Origin of the sequence: Acinetobacter sp. EKM10A (assembly GCF_011075215.1) — a bacterium.
Classification (GTDB): domain Bacteria; phylum Pseudomonadota; class Gammaproteobacteria; order Pseudomonadales; family Moraxellaceae; genus Acinetobacter; species Acinetobacter baumannii.
Genome location: NZ_JAALLK010000010.1, coordinates 1 through 20,007 on the forward strand (window position 1 = coordinate 1; position 20,007 = coordinate 20,007).

The window sequence follows — 20,007 nt, forward strand, 5'->3', positions numbered from 1 at the left end:
TATTGATGTTTATAACATCATTTGGGGAGCAAAATATCACTTATAAGTGTTGTTCAAATTTCCTGATCCACCTCTATCCATCCATTTATGCAATTGTTCAGGCAATTGGCTTACTTGCTCCAAATCTCTCACTCGGATTAATTGCAGAAGGTATTGAAACACCAGAACAAGAAGAATTACTTCTTCAATTTGGATACAATATAGGGCAAGGTTTTTTATTTGAATCAGCTATTGATGCTAATCAGGTGATCTCTATTCTTAAACAGGGTCAGGCTTATCTAGAAAGTCACTATTCTATGAATTAATCATTTACCTTACACACTAAAAACAAACAATAAAAATTATAAAATTGGCGATAATATAACCATAACGATAACAAGTTTAGGTTCTTCAACAATAAATATTGTCACAAGACAATAAGGAGCAATATATGAGTTATCACCATATTTTAGTTCCAGTCGATGGTTCTCCTACTTCACTTATTGCTGTTAATCATGCTGCAAGTCTTGCTAAAGCCTTTAGTAGTAAAGTTACTTTGGTATATGCGCTCACTATTGATCCATTTATTTCAGTTGAAATTATTGATAGTACAGAAATTGCGCAAGATTATTTTAATAAAGCGAGAGCTTCGATTCAGAGCATTTTAGATCAAGCTAAAGAACAATTTAGCCAACATGGAATTTCTGTTGAAACCAAAATTGTTGAAGGTCAAACAATTCATACAGAAATCATCAAAGCAGCAACTGAGCTAAAAGCTGATTTATTAGTGATTGGTTCTCATGGGCGAAAAGGTTTTAAAAAGTTCTTCTTAGGAAGTGTAACTCAAGCACTCTTAGGAGAAATTCATGTGCCAGTATTGGTCGTAACTGAATAAATCTAAACCTTTATATAAAAAACCCAGCTATATAGCTGGGTTTTTTGAAATAAGTTATTTACCGTTATATGTAAATTTAATGAGAGAACCGGGATTCTCTAAAGTATGAGTGACTGAACCATCATCTTTTTGTACATTCCCCGCTGTATCAGTCAGCACATATAAGGTATTACCTTCTGGACTAGCGATGACATCACGATAACGGTTATTGCTTTTAAACATTGGGATAGCATCATCCAAAGTCGTGCTATATGTCGGATCCAATTTAATACGGAAAATCACCCCACGTTTTAAAGATGGGACCAATAATGTATTTTCCCACCCTGGAATCGCTTTTTTGCCTCCCGTATATACATATGCCGATGACGGAGCAACCGTTGGCCAGCAAATATATGCCATCTCACCACAAGTAGGGTCATTATAGTTATAGGTATCTTGTACCGTATATAAAGTTTTCAAAGGCGGCACAAAGTTTTTACCAGTCCATTCAGACTCTTTAGTCACAGGAACACCTGTTGCTACTTTTATCCCGTTTTGAGCTAAATCTTTAATTTGTGATTTATTGGTTGCTGCCGAATAGTTTGCATAGGCATAACCACTGTCATCTTTATAACCAGCTACATTTGGCCAGCCATAGTTACTACCTTTTAATATAAGGTTAATTTCATCATCAGAATTTGGCCCTTGCTCAGATTGTAAAAGCTTTCCATTTGGAGCAAATGCTAAACCTTGTGGATTACGGTGCCCTAAAGTGTAGATATGACTCACTACTCCGTTAAAGCTTGGGTTGTCTTTAGGAATACTTCCGTCCAGATTTAAGCGTAATACTTTACCCATATATGTATGGTAGTCTTTACTATTGAGCTCTTGCTGAGTCGGAGTATGCTGTGCCTGATTCGGTAAGAACAGATAAGCTAACTGATTACGGCCTTGGTCACCAATCGTATAGTAGATTTTTTGGTCTGGACCAATGACGAGACGACCAGACTGATGATCTTTTGATGACGGTAAACCTGCAATCAAATCAATAGGCTTTTCAAATGTATCTGTAGTTTTATTATAGGTATATCTACGAATAATCGTCTGATTAGGTAACTCTTTATCTGTAGATTTTGGATTTTTAAAAGTGCCTGAAATATAGATATAAGGGTTATGTTTAAAGTCAGGATGAAAAGCAAAGCCTAACAAACCATTTTGCCCATCAGCATCACTCACAATTTCAGGAACCTGAAATACTGTTTTTGCGCTACCAGATTCAGGATTTACTCTTAAAATTTTGCCAGTTGCACGTTCGGTTAACCAAATTTGATTATCTGGCCCCCATAACAAAGCATGTGGTTTATTTAAGTTCGACAGAATCACTTTTTTATCAAAATTTTCTGTTTTCGCTTTTGCGAATTGAGCAGGTGTCAGAGGTATATCTGCAAATGCCGTATGAAACGTAAATAGTTGTGCAGCACCTAAAAGAGTGATTTTTGCTAATAAATGTTTATTCATAGTTCCACCTTATAAAGTTTTCTAAAGAGTTACTTAAACCGCTGAAAACATTGGTTTGTATACGTTCTCTATATCTTTTGTATTATGATGATTAGCTCATTTATTAAAATCCAAATTTCTGCAAGGCTCTGTTGCATAAAAGTAGCTATTCAAAACAAATGAATATCTTATAAGTTGCCTTATAAATCATTGATCTCATTTTTAAGATAAATAATTTGAAAGAAAGCTTTAACAAAGTAATTGAAAAGTAAAATTTAATACTCAAATAGACAATTCAATCTATAAAAATATACATACCACACAGTTAAAAGATCCAAGCTAAAGGTTAAGGATCCTTACAAATCGAATTTCGTTATGTGTGCAAATTTTAAACCCCTTAAGAGAGAGCATTCTTATCAATTAGACTTACTTGAACCCACCTTTGATTACAAATCAGATGTCTATCCAAGTGATGATTGCCCAATAATCTTATCTCATCAAAATGAATGGGAATGGCGAAAAGTTAAATTTGGAATGTTGCCACCATATGCGAAAGAAGTTTCATTTAAATATGCAACTTATAATGCAAGAACTGAAACGGTTGATCACAAACGTTCATTTAAACATGCCTGGTCAAATGATCAATTTGGCCTAGTTCCTGTTGAAGCTATTTATGAACCGAAATATATCAATGGTAAAGCACATTGGTATGGCATCTTTCGTCAAGATGGGAAGCCATTTACGCTTGCAGCAATTTATGAAGAAACCATAATTGATGAGCAGAAAGTTAGAACAATGTCGCTATTAACAATCAATGCAGATCGACATTCTTTTATGAAACAGTTTCATAAACCTGACGATGAAAAACGTTCAATTATTGTAATACCTGACCATCTTAGAAACGATTGGTTAAACTGCAAACACACTGACGCTCCTGACTTTTTCTTAGATATGCCATTAAATGAATTTACGTCTCTGCCTAAAGCAGAAATGAACAAATCAAAAAATAGTTAGATGCCTAATAAGTGAAAGTAGCAAGCTTAAATGGCTCCCCCTAAAAACTTATGTTATCCTTCGCACCTCTTTAAAACTTCAAATTTTCATTATCCATGACACTAACGCCACCTTAAGTTTATTTACCCTTCTCCTTTGTAAATAACTCATCACTGTCTAGTGATGTGGTGTAGTCGCTTGTGTGTTGGTATATCACATCACTAGCCTTTCTAAAATTTAAAATTCTAGGCTATTTCCATGTTAACGAATCTTCGAGAACAATGGTTCTCTAATGTCCGTGCAGATATTCTTTCTGGGCTTGTTGTTGGTCTGGCTTTAATTCCAGAGGCGATTGCCTTTTCAATTATTGCAGGTGTAGATCCCCAAATCGGTTTATATGCGTCTTTTTGTATTGCGGTTATTATTTCTTTTGTAGGTGGCCGTCCTGCCATGATTTCGGCAGCAACGGGTGCTATGGCCTTAGTCATGACGACCCTAGTGAAAGAACATGGTCTTCAGTATTTATTCGCAGCTACTATTTTGACGGGTGTCATACAAATTATAGTAGGATATCTTAAGCTTGCTAAGCTCATGCGCTTTGTCTCTAAATCGGTTGTGATTGGTTTTGTAAATGCTCTCGCCATACTCATTTTTATGGCCCAGCTTCCAGAACTAGTCAATGTAAGTTGGTACGTCTATCTATTAGTCGCTATTGGTTTAGCAATTATTTATCTATTCCCTTATGTACCAAAGCTTGGAAAAATTTTTCCATCTCCCCTTATATGTATTGTTATAGTCACATTACTTGCTCTCTTTTTGGGCCTTGATGTGCGAACAGTTGGCGATATGGGAGCACTCCCAAATACTCTACCTATTTTTTTAATTCCGGATATTCCTCTTAATTTAGATACACTTCTTATCATTCTTCCTTATTCATTGGCATTAGCTGCAGTTGGCTTACTTGAGTCAATGATGACAGCCACAATTGTTGATGAAATGACAGACAGCCCGAGTAATAAATTTAAGGAATGTAAAGGCCAAGGTATTGCCAATATTGCCTCGGGTCTTATGGGAGGGATGGCTGGATGTGCCATGATTGGGCAATCAATGATTAATGTTAAATCAGGTGGTCGCACACGGTTATCTACATTATGCGCAGGCATATTCTTGCTGATTTTAGTAGTATTTTTAAGTGATTGGTTAAAATTTATCCCTATGGCTGCGCTTGTTGCTGTCATGATTATGGTATCAATAAGTACTTTTGAGTGGCGTTCGCTTACCCAATTTAAAACTAATCCTAAAAGTAGCAATACCGTTATGATTGCAACGGTTGGTGTAGTTGTAGCTACTCACAATCTAGCATTAGGCGTATTGACAGGTGTACTACTCTCCGCGCTTTTCTTAGCCAATAAACTTGAAAATGATATACAGGTAATAAGTTCATTAGAAGGCAACGCTCGTTTATATGATTTAAGAGGACAAATCTTTTTTAGTTCTTCAGATAGATTCATGCACGGCTTTAACTTTAAAGAAAAAGTTAAAGAAGTCATTATTGATCTCACCCATTCTCATATTTGGGATGTGACCTCAGTTGCCATGTTAGATTCAGTTGTGAATAAATTTCAAAAGAACGGTATTCAGGTAACGGTTCGCGGTTTAAATGAAGCCAGCTCAATCATGATTGATAAATACGGTACTCATGCAAAAATCTAAAAAAGGTCCTTCGGGACCTTTTCTAATTTAAATAACTACTTTTACTGCGCAGATTTATATAGCAACCGATTTGGGCTACCTGAAGGATTTTTTACCACATTATTACTTGCTTGATTTAACAGATTAGTTGAGGTTGTCTGAGGTGTTGCTGTAGGTGTACTTTGCAACATTTCACCTACGACTCCAACAACATGTGGAGTAGCCATTGAAGTTCCATTTAAAACTTTAGTTGCTGTATTACTCCCAATCCAAGAAGAGTTAATCTGGCTTCCAGGCGCAAAAATATCAACGCAGCTTCCATAATTCGAATAACTAGCTCGAGTATCTGTACTATCTGTAGCAGCAACAGTAATTGCCTTACTTACTCTGGCAGGAGAAGAACTACATGCATCTGTATTCGAGTTTCCTGCTGCCACAACCATTACATAACCATTATTAAATAAATTTTCCACTGCACTATCTAAAGATGCGTTTGCTTCACCACCTAAAGACATATTCACTACAGCTGGCTTTTTACCATTTTTCAATATCCAGTCTAAACCAGCAATAACATTACTTGAGGCCCCTGACCCATCACATCCCAAAATCCGGATTGGAACTAAATTGACATTTTTGGCAACACCATAGGTCGTACCACCTACTGTTCCAGCAACATGGGTCCCATGTCCATTACAGTCGGTTGTACCATTGCCATCAGATATTACGGTATAACCGCTTAACACACGTCCTGAAAACTCTTGGTGGCTAGATAATATACCAGTATCCACGATATAAGCCGTAGTACCTGAACCGGTCTGTAAATAAGAATAAGTCGAATTTAATGGTAAAGCTTTCTGGTCTATACGATCTAGTCCCCAATCTGGATTACTTTGAGTAGTTGCATCAATATTTACTATTGTATCGCTTTCTACTGAAAGAACATGAGGGTTCTTTTTCATCGCTTCAATAAAGGCTGCCCCTGCTGTATCAGGTAAATAAATTGCAAAACCTTTAAGAACAGTATCGTAGCTTTGTAAAACTTTACCAGCATGTTGTTTAGCAATATTTTGTGCGAAATCTTTAGAAGGACCTGCATCCTTATTTAATATAACAATATATTGATTTTTAATAATTCCTTTTGCTTGGGAAGAATCATTTACAGGATTTGCAACATTTGAAGCGGCATACACAAAATGAGTAGCTGCTATTGAAAGACAAATAGCAGACACTTGGCGAATATTCATGACTATCTCCATATATTATATTTCAGGTATTTTTATGATAATTAATAACTTTTTACTTCAGGATTAAAATTTTAGATGAGAACTTTGAGGAGTTTTATCTGCTTTTAAACCCCAACCATATTTTCATAATTTTTTAGGTTAAACAATATCAATCCACTTTTTTATAGAAAAATGTGACATCTATCTACTTATAATTTAAATATTTTATTTTTTTATAATTAAAATATCACTCTATTTGGGTTCAATAATATAAAAGAATATAACCATTATGATAAGAACTATAGTAGCCATTGCTAAGTAAGTACCAACAGTATTAAAACTTCTTAGAAACTTTAAAATATCCATAACAATATGATAATTAACAGGTTATAGACAATTATTTCAAAATATAAAAGTCCATACAACTATAAAAAATTAACAATTTCTTTAACTGTGATTAATATGTATAATAAATGTATAAATATATATACCCTATTTTTTTATTAATCAAGCTTATTAGAAATAAATTATACAAAACAAATTATTTGAATTTTCTTATCTAACTAAAATAAACCCTTTATATAAAACTTAGCCAGTTTAAAAATATTTTTAATAAAAAATACCCACATATCTTAAAAATATATGGGTATTAAAAAACAAACAACTTTACAGACGCAGTATATGCATATATAAATATATACCTTTAAAGATATATTTACAATACTTCTTTAAGTTTTTCACTTGAATTGAACCGAATTTACTATTAACTGTCTTTTTAATGCGCGAATCTTTGTACCATTAACGAATTGTACAAAAATAAAAAAGTCCGCATCTTGGGAAGCTACGGACTATAAACTCATCTAAGCAACAGCTAAACAGTTTGTCGATTAGAGAGAAAACACTATCTTTTTAATCTAATCGAGATATTAGTTTAGGTCAACTTAAAATAGTATACAGCAGCAAAAAACTCAAAGAAGTGTGACGCGCTCTACATTTTCTTATTAATTAAGCAAAAATCAATATATTTATTTAATTTTAATAAAACAATATATCAATTTACATATTGTTCAACTTGGTTATTTATCATACTGATTGCTCTTGTACTGAAATATTTTATTAGCTGAACTTAATATTATAAATAAGATAACTTTTCATAATTTTCCTACCACCTATTGCTTCTATAATATTTAAATCAACTTACTCTATGTTTACCAAGGCTAACTCAAACTTAGTTTCTCACTTAAATATAAATTTAAAATAGTGCTCTAAAATAGAGTAATGGTTAATCTCAGGAATAATTTCAAAAGAAATCATATCGTCACCTTGACTAAGTCGATACTCAAAATAATTTTGACTTTGCCATTTTAATTCACTAAGTTCTAACCCACCACACAAAATCGTACAAGGAATATTGATCTGTTCCTGCTGATGAATAGGACTATATTTCAAAATATCCTCTTGCGATAAGTTTAAAGCGTGATTTAAATGAGTCTCTTGTATAGGTAATAAATCATAAATCCCACTTAATAAAGTTGCTTTGGATAATAACGGATGGTTTAAACATAAAGCACCAAGATGAGCACCTGCTGAATGGCCGACCAATACTACTTCGTCTGTTTTCCAATTCTGCTGTGCAATAAAATCGAGCGCTTGTTGAGTTTGAGCAACGATTTGTGAAATATGACTTTGAGGAGCCAAGTCATATTCTAAAAGTACACACTGCGCTCCTTTTGCTAATATGTACGGCGCTATAAAGGCAAAGTCCGATTTATCACACCACTGCCAATATCCCCCATGTATAAAAATTACGGTTTTATTGACATGTTCTAGAGGAAAAAAATCCAGCGTTGATCGGTTCTTTGAACCGTACTTTATATCTTTTATATGATAATAGGCCTGATAACTCAGCAAGCTTCTGTATTGGAAGCCTGCTAGTATTTCACCTTCATTCTCTACCGTTGTAGCATTGTCATACTTTCTCATATACCAATCACTTCAATGTTTCTTCACTAGAGTTGAGATTTAACTTTACGGTAGAACGTTTCAAATAATAGAAAAATATAAGAACCAGAACTAAAGGTACGCCAAATTGTAAAGTAGACTTAAATTCACTGGTAAACCAGGTAGTCACTGTAATGCTTAAAATCGCAATAAACCCAAACAAAGAGATAAATCGACTAGCAGGAATTTTAAATTTTAGTTGTATATTTTGCTGAACCATATGTCTTCTAAAAAACATATGAGTCACAAATATACTTCCCCACGTGAACAACGCACCAAACATGGATAGCGCAATCATAATTGGAAATGCGGAAGCTGGATTAATCGTATAAACAATACTAGCAATACCAATCCCTACCGCAGATAACAACAGCGCATTTACCGGTACACCATTACTACTAATTCGACCAAAGACTTTTGGGGCATTACCTGCACGTGACAAGCTAAACAGCATACGAGTTGAAATATAAAGCATGCTATTCATGGCTGATAAGGCAGCTACAATTACAATAAAGTTTAAAATACTATCCGCATACGGGATACCGACAATCTTCATGACCATAACAAACGGACTTGTTGCATCTGCTCCAATCAAAACAGTCCACGGCACCAAAGTAACGATTAGGAATAAGGACAATAAATAAAACAAAATGAGTCGAAGTGCTGTGCTTTTGAATGCTTTTTTAACTGCCTTTTCCGGGTCTTTAGCTTCGCCAGCCGCGACAGCAATCATTTCTATACTTAAATAACTAAATATTGAAATAATGACACCAATCCATACCCCACTAAAACCATTTGGAAAAAAGCCCCCATGTCCTGATAAATGAGTTACAACTTGCGTTATTCCCTCATTGCTTTGCGTCAAGATACCAATAGACAAAAGAATAAACACAATAATGGCAAAAACTTTAATTGTGGAAAACCAGTATTCCACTAGTCCAAAAGCTTTAACACTATAGGCATTTACAACAAGTAAGGTCAGTGAAAAAAATCCAATCCAGATCCAAGAGCCTACATTCGGGAACCAGAGCTTCATATAATCAGCAACGGCGGTAATCTCTGTACCTACTGCCAGTACAATACAAGCCCAGTAACAGTAGCGAACTAAGAAGCCAGCAAGTGGACTTATATAATGTTCTGCATATGCACCAAATGAGCCCGAAGTAGGATGCTGAACTGTCATTTCAGCCAAACAAGCCATAAGCGCAAAAGCAATTAAACCACCAATCGCATAGCTGACTATGACTGCGGGACCTGCAAAGCTAATTGCAAATTTGCTTCCCATAAACAATCCGGTTCCAATTGCTCCACCAATCGCAATCATCCCCATCTGTTTTGCAGATAACTTTTTATGCAGCCCAGCTTCTCTATTTTGTATTTCATCAAAACTACTCATAGGCCCTCCTAGCCATTTGTTTTATTTTGATTCCTTAAAATCAGGTCACTTCACCGCGAACTAAATACTCTTTGTTTTTCCATTCACTATTCAGCATGGTTTCTTTTAAGTGCTGTACTGCATTCCAAATATCTTCAAAACCTAGATACAAAGGTGTAATACCAAATCTCAAAACTGCAGGTTCCCGATAATCACCAATCACACCACGTGCGATAAGCGCCTGAATAATTTCATAACCGAATTCATGACGATAACTAACATGACTACCACGATGCTTATGATCTAAAGGCGTAATTAACTCAAATCCGAATTCAGAACATTCTTGATGTACCAATTGAATAAATAAATCAGTTAATTTCAAAGATTTCTCACGGATTTTTTGCATATCAGCATGCAGGAAAATATCCACTCCGCATTCAATCAGACTCATAGAAATAACCGGCTGAGTTCCACATAAATATCGGCGGATACTATTCGCTGGCTCATAATGCTGTGCCATATCAAATGGTTTTTTATGACTCCACCAACCAGATAAAGGCTGCCAGAACTGATCACGGTGCTTTTCATTGACCCAGAGCAATGCAGGAGAACCAGGGCCACCATTTAAATATTTATAGGTACAACCAATCGCAAAATCACTATCAGTTTGATTAAGGTGCATAGGAACCGCACCGACTGAGTGGCATAAATCCCAAATCACCAAAGCATCTTTAGAGTGAATTTGTTCATTAATAGATGCCATATCATAAAAATAACCAGTGCGGTAATTCACATGGGAAAGTACCACTACAGCAACATCTTTCTCTAAAGCACGAGATAAGTCTTCTACGCCATCAATTAATTCAACCTGATAGCCCTTCTGAATTAAGTCAATGAAACCTTCAATAATGTAAATATCTGTTGGAAAAGCATCTTTTTCTGCCACAATAATTTTGTGTTCAGGGAATTTATCAGCCTGAATTTTTACCGCTGCAGATAAAACTTTAAATAAGTTCAGTGTAGTTGAATCTGAAATAACAACTTCACCTTGTTCCGCACCAATCAGTTTAGCGACTTTGTCACCCAGCCGTGTTGGTAGCCCCCACCAGTCTGCCTTATTCCAGCTATTGATCAGATCTTCTCCCCATTCTTGGGAAATAATATGCTGAGCGACAGCCAAAGATTTCTTTGGTCTAGCCCCTAAAGAGTTACCATCTAAATAAATAACGCCTTCTGGCAATGCAAATTCATCTTTAAATTTTTTGAGTTCATCTTCCTGATCCCAATACAAACACTGTTCACGAGTAATCATTTGATATTGCACCTATTTCTACATTTCCTTTGTATTTGAATTTTATCACGTCAATTTGTACGATTTATTCGATAATATTTGATCAAAAATAGCTATTTTCGTATAAAATTCTAATTAAAATTAAAAAATATGGATGAAATTCGAAAATGAATGTAGATGCGATCGATCTAAAAATTTTGAAGTATTTACAAGACAATGCCCGTTTAAGTAACCAAGAACTTGCTGAACTTGTTAATCTTTCAGCATCTGCTTGTCACAGACGCGTCAAAATTTTAGAAACCAATGGAATCATTGAAAAATATCAAGCAAAAGTTAATTATGAAAAATTAGGTATAAAAATTGAGGCGATAGTTGAAATAAAACTTGCTCAACTCACCGAAAATGACCACAACTTTTTTTTAAGCCAAATCAAGAATTTTGATGAAGTCATCAATGCCTATATCATTACAGGTGAATCTAATTATGTACTGCACGTTGCCACTAAAGATCTAAACTCTTTTTCTCATTTTGTTATTAATACACTCAATAAAATTAAAGGTGTGGTAAGCATTAACTCAAAAATTATCTTACAGAAAATTATACAAAAGCCGCTGTAGAATATTTAGCTAAAATTAAAAAACTCTCGTTAAAGAATTTTTACTATGATCGAAACTGAACGTTTAATCTTAAGACAATGGAAAGAGTCTGATTCAGAGCCATTTATCAAAATGGGTTTAGACGAAGATGTTATGCGTTTTTTCCCAAAGCTTTTATCTGCTACTGAAAGTATAAGTTTAATTCAAAGAATATCAGCTCTTATTGATGAAAATGGCTGGGGATTTTGGGCGGTAGAATTAAAAGAAACTCAAGAATTTATAGGCTTTATTGGCTTACACAACCAACCAGAACAATTTGATTTTTCCCCCTGCATTGAAATTGGATGGAGAATTGCTACAGAACACTGGAAAAAAGGTTATGCCACTGAAGGAGCAAAAGCAGCATTGGACTATGCCTTTAATATTCTCAATAAAGATAAAGTGGTTTCTTTCACAGCAACAGTGAATAAGCCATCTCAAGCCGTGATGGAAAGACTAGGAATGCGCAAAGTTAAATACTTTAATCATCCCAAGCTTCCAGATGAACATGCCTTACAAAAGCATGTTCTTTATGAAATATATCATCCTAAGCTTGAGTTATAATTCAGTTAAATAGTGATATAAATAAAATATTTCAATGAGTTAAAATGGTTACTACTCATCAAAGTCATAACCTACAGAGGTGGAATACTCCCAATACTCATTAATCTTATCCGCAATATCTTCTTTGTCCATGGTAGTTAAAACGTAGAAAAGTTTTGCCTCTTTATTTTTTCTCAAAATTAATAAATTGTAATAGTCATATTCAGGGCCATTTAGCCCTAATGATGGCTGTTCTTCACAATGCTTCTCAGCCTTGTAATGCCATTCAAGTTTATAAGTATCAATACCATTGGCAGCATTGATCACTATGCCATCATTGGCTCCTCCAATAAATCCAATTTTCATCGCCTACTCTAAATTGTTATTCAAATGATTTTTAATATAACTTTAAATAAGTAGAGTTCAATTTATAAAATGTTTGCCAATACGTATCCTATGTAAATCAAAATAACGAGATGATTATTTCATTGTCCGTAAATACTCATAAGCTTCTTTTTCGTTGCTCTCAAGATGAACTTTTGCATCCGTTTCATCATTTAATGTTTCGTTTATTATTTTGCTCCCTTCATAAGAAATTTGATGACCAATTTGGAAATCTGCTCCTAATGCATCAATCACAATAAACTGCCCAGCCGTGTTTGAAGCAATAAAAAAACTGTTGTTACGATAACCATATCTAATTGTATATAATCCCACTTTTATTCCAACTTTTAATAATATTTAAATAATGATAATTTCATATAAAGTATAGAAACGCAAAAAAGTATCAAAAAACTAATTTACAACTCATACAACTACCTATTTTTAAAAATTTTATCAGTCATTTTTTTATCTACTCTACTTCTATGACCATTTTCAAAAAATTTATTCACATGGCACAATTTAGTAGTGGTATCACAAAATACACCATTAGAAAAAGTAAAAGCAGATGTATCAAAGTCACCTTGTGAAAAAGCTTGTTTTGCTTTTTTTGCACCTAAATATTGATTAGTTAAGGATTTGGAAACGCCCTTTTTATCTGCACAAATATATTTATCACAGACTACACCTCTTTTAGGTGAAAAAACTGCAGCTGTATTTTGTGCCAATGTATTTGCACTAAACGCAAAACAAATAGAACCGATAAAAACAACAAAGAAATTAGAATTTTTCATTTTTTAATTCACTCGTTATCATTAATTATTGAAATAATATATCAAAAGTAAAATATCTTTAGAACTTTAAAATGATGAGATAACAACAAATCAATCTGTTTTTGAGGCTTTAATGTTTATAATCTTAAGCTAATTTCTTCCATGTATATTTAAAGCTGGAGCGTTCGCAACATGAATAAGGTAGTCCTGTTTGACATGGATGGAACTTTACTAGATTTGGCTTTTGATGACTTTATCTGGAACGAATGCTTACCTAAAAGACATTCTGAAACACATCATCTATCTTTAACTGAGAGTCAAGAAATATTAAACCAGTTTTATCGCAGCCATAAACATACGCTTGCTTGGTACTCATCAAACTTCTGGACACAAACAACTGGCGTGGATGTTTTAAAGCTCCAGCAAGAATTTCAGCATAAAATTAAAGCGAGGTCAGGATGCATGGAGCTGCTCAGCGCTTTAAAAGCACAAGATTATCAATGTTGGCTAGTCACCAATGCTGACTGTGCAAGCCTAAAATTAAAGCTTGATAACGTTCCTATCCAAGATTTTTTTGAAGTCATCGTATCTAGCGAACAAATTGGTTACGCAAAAGAAGACATCCAATTCTGGAAAGAGTTGCAACGCTTGCATTATTTTGCCCCAGAAAGCACTATTTTTTTAGATGACACTCTTCCTGTTTTAAAAACTGCAGAAAAATTTGGTATAAGACACTTGTTTACTATCTTACAGCCCTCAAGTCTTAAGAATATAAGACAGCCACAAGATTTAGAGTATAAAGCTCTAGATCAGCTTACAGAGCTACTGTCTATTTTGAATCAAATTGATAGAAAGGATAATGATGTCAAAATTGCGTGAAGACGATGCTGTAGAAACCATGCGTGTCGACAAATGGTTGTGGGCAGCACGTTTTTTTAAAACCCGTTCTATTGCTAAAGCTGCAATTGAAGGGGGTAAAGTACATCACAATAATGAACGTGTAAAAGTTTCTAAAGAAATTCGTGTCGGTATGGAGCTCGTTGTTCAACAAGGTTTCGATAAAAAAACGGTTGTTGTTAAAGCGCTCTCCAATACCCGAGGACCGGCTCCTGTTGCACAACAACTTTATGAAGAAACAGAAGTAAGTATTGCAAGACGGGAGTTGATTGCTTCCCAACGAAAATTGCATAATCTAGCACGACCTGACCATAGACCAAGCAAGAAAGATCGGCGACAAATCAATCGGTTTAAACAGGATAATGATCAACATTATGAAGATCACTGGTCTTATAATGATGAATAAAAACGTCGAGTTGTGTCGCACTCACATATACAATATATAGAAGCTAGAGAAAAAATCTGTCACTATTAGCCCTGTGAAACAAGTTGAGATTCAATGCATCCACTTGGGTTAAACGTGATGAACATAGAGTATTGAGGTTTTTGAGATGGATGAGAATAAAAGCAAAGCATTACAAGCCGCTTTGAGCCAAATTGAGAAGCAATTTGGTAAAAATACGGTTATGCGTCTTGGTGATAACACTGTTCAAGCAGTTGAAGCCGTATCTACAGGTTCTTTAACTTTAGACATCGCATTGGGGATTGGTGGTTTACCAAAAGGCCGTATTATCGAAATTTATGGTCCTGAATCTTCTGGTAAAACCACAATGACATTGCAAGCAATTGCTCAATGTCAAAAATCTGGTGGTACATGTGCCTTCATTGATGCTGAGCACGCCCTAGACCCTCAATATGCACGCAAACTTGGTGTAGATATTGATAACCTACTTGTTTCACAACCCGACAATGGTGAGCAAGCACTTGAAATTGCTGACATGCTTGTCCGTTCAGGCGCAATTGATTTAATCGTTGTGGACTCGGTAGCTGCACTTACACCTAAAGCAGAAATCGAAGGTGAGATGGGTGACTCTCATATGGGTCTACAAGCGCGTCTTATGAGCCAGGCACTTCGTAAAATTACGGGTAATGCTAAACGTTCAAACTGTATGGTTATCTTCATTAACCAGATTCGTATGAAAATTGGTGTTATGTTTGGTAGCCCAGAAACTACCACTGGTGGTAACGCTCTTAAATTCTACGCTTCAGTTCGTTTAGATATTCGTCGTATCGGTCAAGTAAAAGAAGGCGATGAAATTGTTGGTTCAGAAACTAAAGTTAAAGTCGTTAAGAACAAAATGGCTCCTCCGTTTAAAGAAGCTATTTTCCAAATTCTATACGGTAAAGGTACTAACCAACTAGGTGAACTTGTAGATTTAGCTGTACAACAGGATATCGTACAGAAAGCTGGTGCATGGTATTCATATCAAGGCAATAAAATTGGTCAAGGTAAAAACAATGTAATTCGCTATTTTGAAGAAAATAATCAAATAGCTGAAGAAATTGAACGTAATATCCGTGAACAATTGCTGACTACAGGCACAAATGGTGCAGTTCAAATTGAAGATGAAGAAGAGCCAGATCTTTTATTAGAATCGTAATTATATTTGAGTCATAAAACGCCCTTCGGGGCGTTTTTTACAAGGAATTTTATATGTTCAAACGAAACGATGAGCAATCTCAGCAGCGCCCTCCTCTTACTGGCCAACGTTTACGCTCATATGCTTTTGCTTTACTCACTCGCCGAGATTACTCTAAAGCAGAGCTTATCGAGAAATTAGCTCGTTATGCACAAAATATAGAAGAAGCAAAACAACTGGTTGAGGAGTTATCTGAACAAAATTACCAGAGTGATCAGCGTGTTGCTGAGCAAATGCTAGCAAGCCAAATTCGTAAAGGTAAAGGACCGAAACGGATTCAACAAGCTTTAAAAACTAAACAAATTGAAAATGATTTAATTGCAGATGAAATTCAAGAAATTGATTGGGTAGAACAGGCTTATCAACTTAAAGTTAAAAAATTTGGAGAAGCTGTAGAGAAAGATCCAAAACTTAAAGCAAAACAGATCAGATTCTTACAATATAGAGGATTTGATTTAGATGTAATTTTAAAAGCAATCCAAAGAAAATTGGATTAAAAGAATGGTGGCAACCCCACTAGCAAAACTTCGGCACATCATAGATCTGCTACCGTTGCTACCTTCCGGTCCTGGCGGGGTTCACAGAGTACAATTGCGAAGCCACCAGCGGGGCTACCATTGCAAAACAAAGTATAGAGATTTTTAAAAGAGTTGCAACCCTTCTCTGCCTTTTTCGGCAAGTTTTTGTTTCGATTGATTAATTCCTCAGCAAAAATAGCTTTAAACCCCAAAAATGTAATTTCTTGAGCTTATGCTCTTTTCTTATTTTGCATAAAATATGCTTGAAGATTGTAAACTATCCTTGCATTTAAACTGTTAACTGCTTTAATTGCATTGATCAATGAAAAACCTTAGATATTTAGAGAATTGTTTTTTATATTCCTGTGTCAAGGTGGCTTTTATATAAAATTATGGATTTATACACATGCAAATGAAGAAGCATTCTTTATTATTTATTGCCTTAATGAGCACCACTTCTCTATACGCAAATATCCCTATCGAGTCTCGTGGTTTAAGTCAAAATGATGGTAGTGCATCCAATACTTCTTCAAGCAATATTTCAGTTCCTACAAATTTAAACTGGGAACTCATGCAAAAAAACCAACAATTAGAAAATGATATTCGTACATTAAGAGGTCAGCTTGAAGAACAAGCTAATGATATTGAGCAATTAAAGAAAGATCTAGCGAACCGATATACCGACTTAGATCAACGTTTAGAATTATTACACCAAAAAGTTGACCCTGACAGTGCTACACAAGATGATAGTTCGAATGCAACATCCGATAACACTACTCCTGCTAGTGCACCAGCCCCTCAAACCACAGAGAGTAATAAAGTAGCTGCAGTACCAGCCACACAAACTTCTGAGCAGCAGCCTAGCGCACCAACAACCACTACTCAACCAGCACCAGCTGCTGCGCAAAACCAGTCAAATTCCCTCGAATTAGAAAAAGCTGCTTATACTGTAGCTTTAGATGCGTATAAACAAGGCGGTGCTAAAAAAGCAATTGCTCCAATGCAAAACTTTATAAAAAACCATCCTAATAGTATCTATACAGGTAATGCTTATTTTTGGTTAGCCGAGTTTCATTTAGCGACAGATCCAGTAAATTATAATGAAGCAAAGAAAAACTATAATGTCGTAGCTAACCAATACCCAAATTCAAGTAAGGCACCTCGAGCATTGTACCAACTTTATAGTATCGCTAAAGATGTTGATAAGAATACTGTGTCAGCAAATCAATACAAGAACAAGTTACTTAGCCAATATCCAAAGTCTGAAGAAGCAAAATTCTTTAACAAATAATTTAGTTATAAAAAAAGACACTGTTAAAACAGTGTCTTTTTTATGTCTTCTTGATTAGCGCACAATTCCACGCTCTGATTGTTCAAGAGAATCAATCAAGAGTTGAGCTTCTGGAACTGAAGGTAAAATTTCACTTTTAATTTGGTCAATAGCTTGAACAGAAGTTAATCCAGATTTAAATATCAATTTATAAGCTTCTCTTAAGCCTTGAATTGTATTTTTAGACCAACCTTTTCTTCGCATACCTTCAATATTTATACCAAACGCATGTGCAGGGTTACCAGACGCCATCACATAGGCTGGAACATCTTTAAGGATCAAAGAAGCCCCACCAATCATGCTATAAGAATCGATCTTACAGAATTGATGAATTCCAGAATTACCACCCACAATAACGTGATCACCAATATGTACATGTCCAGCGACACCTACATTATTAGCAAAGATATTATGGTCACCTACGATACAATCATGTGCAATATGTGTATTTACCATTAATAGGTTATGACTACCTATCTTGGTTAATGCATTATCTTGCACCGTACCTCTATGTAAGCTGCAATGTTCGCGAATTAGATTATTGTTACCAATTTCAAGCCACGTTTCTTCACCTTTATATTTGAGGTCTTGGCAAACTTCGCCAACACTTGCAAATTGAAAGATTTCGTTATTTTGGCCAATTCTGGTAAAACCACCTACAACCACATGAGAATGTAATTTAGTACCAGCACCAATAGTCACTTGGGGACCAATAATACAATAAGGTCCTATTTGAACATCTGAAGCAATCACTGCAGATGGATCAATAATGGCGGTAGAATGGATTAAATCGTGATTGCTCATGCCTGCTCTGTTTTTTGGTGTGAAATCATAATCTCAGCGGTTGCTGCTACAATGCCGTCAACGCTAGCTGTACAATTGTATTTGTAGATACCGCGCTTCTGCATTACCAACTCAGATTTTAATACAAGTTGATCACCTGCAACTACTTGTTTTTTAAATCTAACTCTTTCTGCACCAGCAAACAGGAATAATGAACCTGGTTTTGGCGTTTCATTGTTCATAATAAAACCAAGAACGCCTGAAACTTGAGCTAATGCTTCAACAATGAGAACACCAGGCATAATTGGATATTCTGGGAAATGCCCTTGTAGGAACTCTTCATTGATAGAAACATTTTTATAACCAACAATACTATTGTCAGTAACTTCAGTCACACGATCAACCAATAAGAATGGGTAACGATGCGGCAAATATTGACGAATCGTTTGAATCTGCATTGGTAATTCAGGGATGGCAAATTTAGGTGTAGTAGACTCGGTCATAATATTCTATTTACGCAAATTAAAAGTTGATTCAAGAGACTCTATTTGAGCTTGTATATGATCAAGTCGTTTAGTGATTTGGGTCAATGGCACATCTGCTAATTGTCGCAAGCGTACAATCGTCTTTTTCCAATGATTATTTTCAAATAATCCGGTTCCCGAAGAGTAAGTTCCAGCTTCAGAAATATTTTTTGTGACCATTGACATTCCAGTCAAAGTCACATTATCAGCAATTGAAAGGTGTCCTGCCACTCCACACGCCCCAGCTAGAATACAGTTTTTGCCAATTTTTGTACTTCCGGCAATACCGCACTTCGCTGCAATAGCAGTATTTGAACCAATATGAACGTTATGTGCAATTTGCACAAGGTTATCAATAATAACCCCATCCTCCAGAATTGTATTATCAAGTGCGCCTCTATCAATACTACAATTTGATCCAATTCGGACATCATTTCCAATTAAAACTGAACCTAATTGAGCAATACGATGCCACTTTCCTTGATATGGAGCAAAACCAAAACCTTCTCCACCAATGACAGTACTTGAATGAATACGGACGCGATCTCGTAATTTAGAACCACCTGTAATAGTGACATGAGAATCAATAAAACAGTCTTTTCCAACTTCTACATTATCATCAAGTTTGGTATGTGACTGAATGACGGTATTATCGCCAACTACACAATTCTCACCAATAACCACATAGTGACCAATATAAGCAGTTTCGGAAATAACAGCAGATGGATGAATTTGGGCAGTGCTTTCTATGCCTGTTGAGCTAATCTTTTTATCAAATACATGGGTAAGGATTGCAAACGCAAGATAGGGATTATCAACAATAATAAAATTATCTTTTTCAGGAAGATGTTCTTTTAAAGCTGCGGTAACAATGTAAGCGCCCGCACGACTTACTTTAGCTTGATCGAGATGTTTCTCACCATTCACAAAAGTAAGATGGTTAACCTCTGCATTTTCCAAACTCGCCAAGTTTGAAAATTGAAGACTACCTTCACCAATTAGCTCACCTTTAACAAGGTGAGCTAATTCATCTAAACGATATTGTTGCACTTTCATTA

23 protein-coding genes and 1 other RNA gene are annotated in these 20,007 nt (G+C 35.3%); 11 read left to right on the forward strand and 13 right to left on the reverse strand.

Translation table 11 applies throughout. The features are described 5' to 3' along the window. Together G9371_RS12850 and G9371_RS12855 are read left to right on the forward strand one after the other, a co-directional pair. Positions 1–305: EAL domain-containing protein (locus G9371_RS12850; protein WP_413773163.1), on the forward strand; the 305-nt coding region annotated here is incomplete at its 5' end. 125 nt (positions 306–430) lie between these two features. Then, positions 431–874 (forward strand): universal stress protein, encoded by a 444-nt coding sequence (locus tag G9371_RS12855; RefSeq protein WP_000120225.1) that lies wholly within the window; start codon positions 431–433, stop codon positions 872–874. Between the two features lie 54 nt (positions 875–928). On the opposite strand, the gene G9371_RS12860 is transcribed toward G9371_RS12855, so the two are convergent. After that, a complete protein-coding gene (locus tag G9371_RS12860) occupies positions 929–2,371 on the reverse strand; it encodes a glucose/sorbosone family PQQ-dependent dehydrogenase (protein ID WP_029424750.1) in 1,443 nt (480 codons plus the stop codon). Between the two features lie 354 nt (positions 2,372–2,725). Between G9371_RS12860 and G9371_RS12865 the strand changes: the two genes are divergently transcribed. Both G9371_RS12865 and G9371_RS12870 read left to right on the forward strand, forming a co-directional pair. Then, a complete protein-coding gene (locus G9371_RS12865; RefSeq protein ID WP_000332547.1) occupies positions 2,726–3,364 on the forward strand; it encodes an SOS response-associated peptidase family protein in 639 nt (212 codons plus the stop codon). A gap of 237 nt (positions 3,365–3,601) precedes the next feature. Beyond that, entirely contained in the window at positions 3,602–5,056 is a 1,455-nt protein-coding gene (locus G9371_RS12870; protein ID WP_029424749.1) for a SulP family inorganic anion transporter, read from the forward strand. Positions 5,057–5,097: 41 nt separating this feature from the next. On the opposite strand, the gene G9371_RS12875 is transcribed toward G9371_RS12870, so the two are convergent. The 5 genes from G9371_RS12875 to kynU all read right to left on the reverse strand — a co-directional run bounded on the left by G9371_RS12875 (position 5,098) and on the right by kynU (position 10,946). Beyond that, a complete protein-coding gene (locus G9371_RS12875) occupies positions 5,098–6,279 on the reverse strand; it encodes a S8 family peptidase (protein ID WP_029424748.1) in 1,182 nt (393 codons plus the stop codon). A gap of 231 nt (positions 6,280–6,510) precedes the next feature. After that, the gene (locus tag G9371_RS19225; RefSeq protein ID WP_085916944.1) at positions 6,511–6,624 is read right to left on the reverse strand and encodes a hypothetical protein; all 114 of its coding nucleotides are present in this window, start codon (positions 6,622–6,624) and stop codon (positions 6,511–6,513) included. A gap of 870 nt (positions 6,625–7,494) precedes the next feature. Continuing rightward, the gene (locus G9371_RS12880; RefSeq protein WP_002133000.1) at positions 7,495–8,241 is read right to left on the reverse strand and encodes an alpha/beta hydrolase; all 747 of its coding nucleotides are present in this window, start codon (positions 8,239–8,241) and stop codon (positions 7,495–7,497) included. Between the two features lie 7 nt (positions 8,242–8,248). Continuing rightward, the gene (locus tag G9371_RS12885) at positions 8,249–9,655 is read right to left on the reverse strand and encodes an amino acid permease (RefSeq protein WP_002133012.1); all 1,407 of its coding nucleotides are present in this window, start codon (positions 9,653–9,655) and stop codon (positions 8,249–8,251) included. Between the two features lie 40 nt (positions 9,656–9,695). Beyond that, the gene (kynU, locus tag G9371_RS12890) at positions 9,696–10,946 is read right to left on the reverse strand and encodes a kynureninase (RefSeq protein WP_000632789.1); all 1,251 of its coding nucleotides are present in this window, start codon (positions 10,944–10,946) and stop codon (positions 9,696–9,698) included. A gap of 146 nt (positions 10,947–11,092) precedes the next feature. On the opposite strand from kynU, the gene gigD reads away from it, so the two are divergent. Then, positions 11,093–11,542, forward strand: coding sequence for an Lrp/AsnC family transcriptional regulator GigD (gigD, locus tag G9371_RS12895; protein ID WP_001099950.1), 450 nt, complete (start codon positions 11,093–11,095; stop codon positions 11,540–11,542). 45 nt (positions 11,543–11,587) lie between these two features. After that, on the forward strand, positions 11,588–12,124 hold the full coding sequence (locus G9371_RS12900) for a GNAT family N-acetyltransferase (protein ID WP_000573225.1): 537 nt from the start codon (positions 11,588–11,590) through the stop codon (positions 12,122–12,124). Between the two features lie 51 nt (positions 12,125–12,175). Here G9371_RS12900 and G9371_RS12905 read toward each other — a convergent pair whose 3' ends face one another. The 3 genes from G9371_RS12905 to G9371_RS12915 all read right to left on the reverse strand — a co-directional run bounded on the left by G9371_RS12905 (position 12,176) and on the right by G9371_RS12915 (position 13,278). Then, positions 12,176–12,469, reverse strand: coding sequence for a hypothetical protein (locus G9371_RS12905; RefSeq protein WP_000689660.1), 294 nt, complete (start codon positions 12,467–12,469; stop codon positions 12,176–12,178). Positions 12,470–12,583: 114 nt separating this feature from the next. Continuing rightward, positions 12,584–12,820 carry a hypothetical protein gene (locus tag G9371_RS12910; protein WP_000525041.1) on the reverse strand — a complete coding sequence of 79 codons (237 nt, stop codon included), beginning with the start codon at positions 12,818–12,820 and terminating at the stop codon, positions 12,584–12,586. Positions 12,821–12,918: 98 nt separating this feature from the next. Further along, on the reverse strand, positions 12,919–13,278 hold the full coding sequence (locus G9371_RS12915) for a YcgJ family protein (RefSeq protein WP_000798357.1): 360 nt from the start codon (positions 13,276–13,278) through the stop codon (positions 12,919–12,921). A 171-nt stretch (positions 13,279–13,449) separates the two neighbouring features. Here G9371_RS12915 and G9371_RS12920 point away from each other — a divergent pair, with 171 nt between their 5' ends. The 4 genes from G9371_RS12920 (at position 13,450) to G9371_RS12935 (ending at position 16,291) form a co-directional block, all read left to right on the forward strand. Then, the gene (locus tag G9371_RS12920; RefSeq protein WP_001045481.1) at positions 13,450–14,136 is read left to right on the forward strand and encodes an HAD-IA family hydrolase; all 687 of its coding nucleotides are present in this window, start codon (positions 13,450–13,452) and stop codon (positions 14,134–14,136) included. Further along, complete coding sequence (locus G9371_RS12925; protein ID WP_000040959.1) at positions 14,120–14,560, forward strand: RNA-binding S4 domain-containing protein; 441 nt, start codon at positions 14,120–14,122, stop codon at positions 14,558–14,560. Before G9371_RS12920 ends, G9371_RS12925 begins: the two co-directional genes overlap by 17 nt. Positions 14,561–14,705: 145 nt before the next feature. Continuing rightward, a complete protein-coding gene (gene recA, locus G9371_RS12930) occupies positions 14,706–15,755 on the forward strand; it encodes a recombinase RecA (RefSeq protein WP_000344167.1) in 1,050 nt (349 codons plus the stop codon). Between the two features lie 53 nt (positions 15,756–15,808). Next, positions 15,809–16,291, forward strand: a complete 483-nt coding sequence (locus G9371_RS12935; protein WP_000476752.1) for a regulatory protein RecX — start codon at positions 15,809–15,811, stop codon at positions 16,289–16,291. A gap of 14 nt (positions 16,292–16,305) precedes the next feature. Here G9371_RS12935 and ffs read toward each other — a convergent pair. Then, an RNA gene (gene ffs, locus G9371_RS12940) (signal recognition particle sRNA small type) lies at positions 16,306–16,402 on the reverse strand. A gap of 316 nt (positions 16,403–16,718) precedes the next feature. On the opposite strand from ffs, the gene G9371_RS12945 reads away from it, so the two are divergent. After that, positions 16,719–17,603 (forward strand): YbgF trimerization domain-containing protein, encoded by an 885-nt coding sequence (locus G9371_RS12945; protein ID WP_001178068.1) that lies wholly within the window; start codon positions 16,719–16,721, stop codon positions 17,601–17,603. 54 nt (positions 17,604–17,657) lie between these two features. Here the strand turns inward: G9371_RS12945 and lpxA are convergent, their stop codons facing one another. From lpxA to lpxD, 3 genes are read right to left on the reverse strand one after another with little or no spacing between them, the layout of a single operon-like run. After that, positions 17,658–18,446, reverse strand: coding sequence for an acyl-ACP--UDP-N-acetylglucosamine O-acyltransferase (gene lpxA / locus G9371_RS12950; RefSeq protein ID WP_000064875.1), 789 nt, complete (start codon positions 18,444–18,446; stop codon positions 17,658–17,660). Then, positions 18,443–18,928 carry a 3-hydroxyacyl-ACP dehydratase FabZ gene (gene fabZ, locus G9371_RS12955; protein WP_000140523.1) on the reverse strand — a complete coding sequence of 162 codons (486 nt, stop codon included), beginning with the start codon at positions 18,926–18,928 and terminating at the stop codon, positions 18,443–18,445. The genes lpxA and fabZ overlap by 4 nt, the downstream gene beginning before the upstream one ends. A gap of 6 nt (positions 18,929–18,934) precedes the next feature. Then, positions 18,935–20,005 carry a UDP-3-O-(3-hydroxymyristoyl)glucosamine N-acyltransferase gene (gene lpxD, locus G9371_RS12960; protein WP_000868103.1) on the reverse strand — a complete coding sequence of 357 codons (1,071 nt, stop codon included), beginning with the start codon at positions 20,003–20,005 and terminating at the stop codon, positions 18,935–18,937. Positions 20,006–20,007 lie beyond the last annotated feature (2 nt).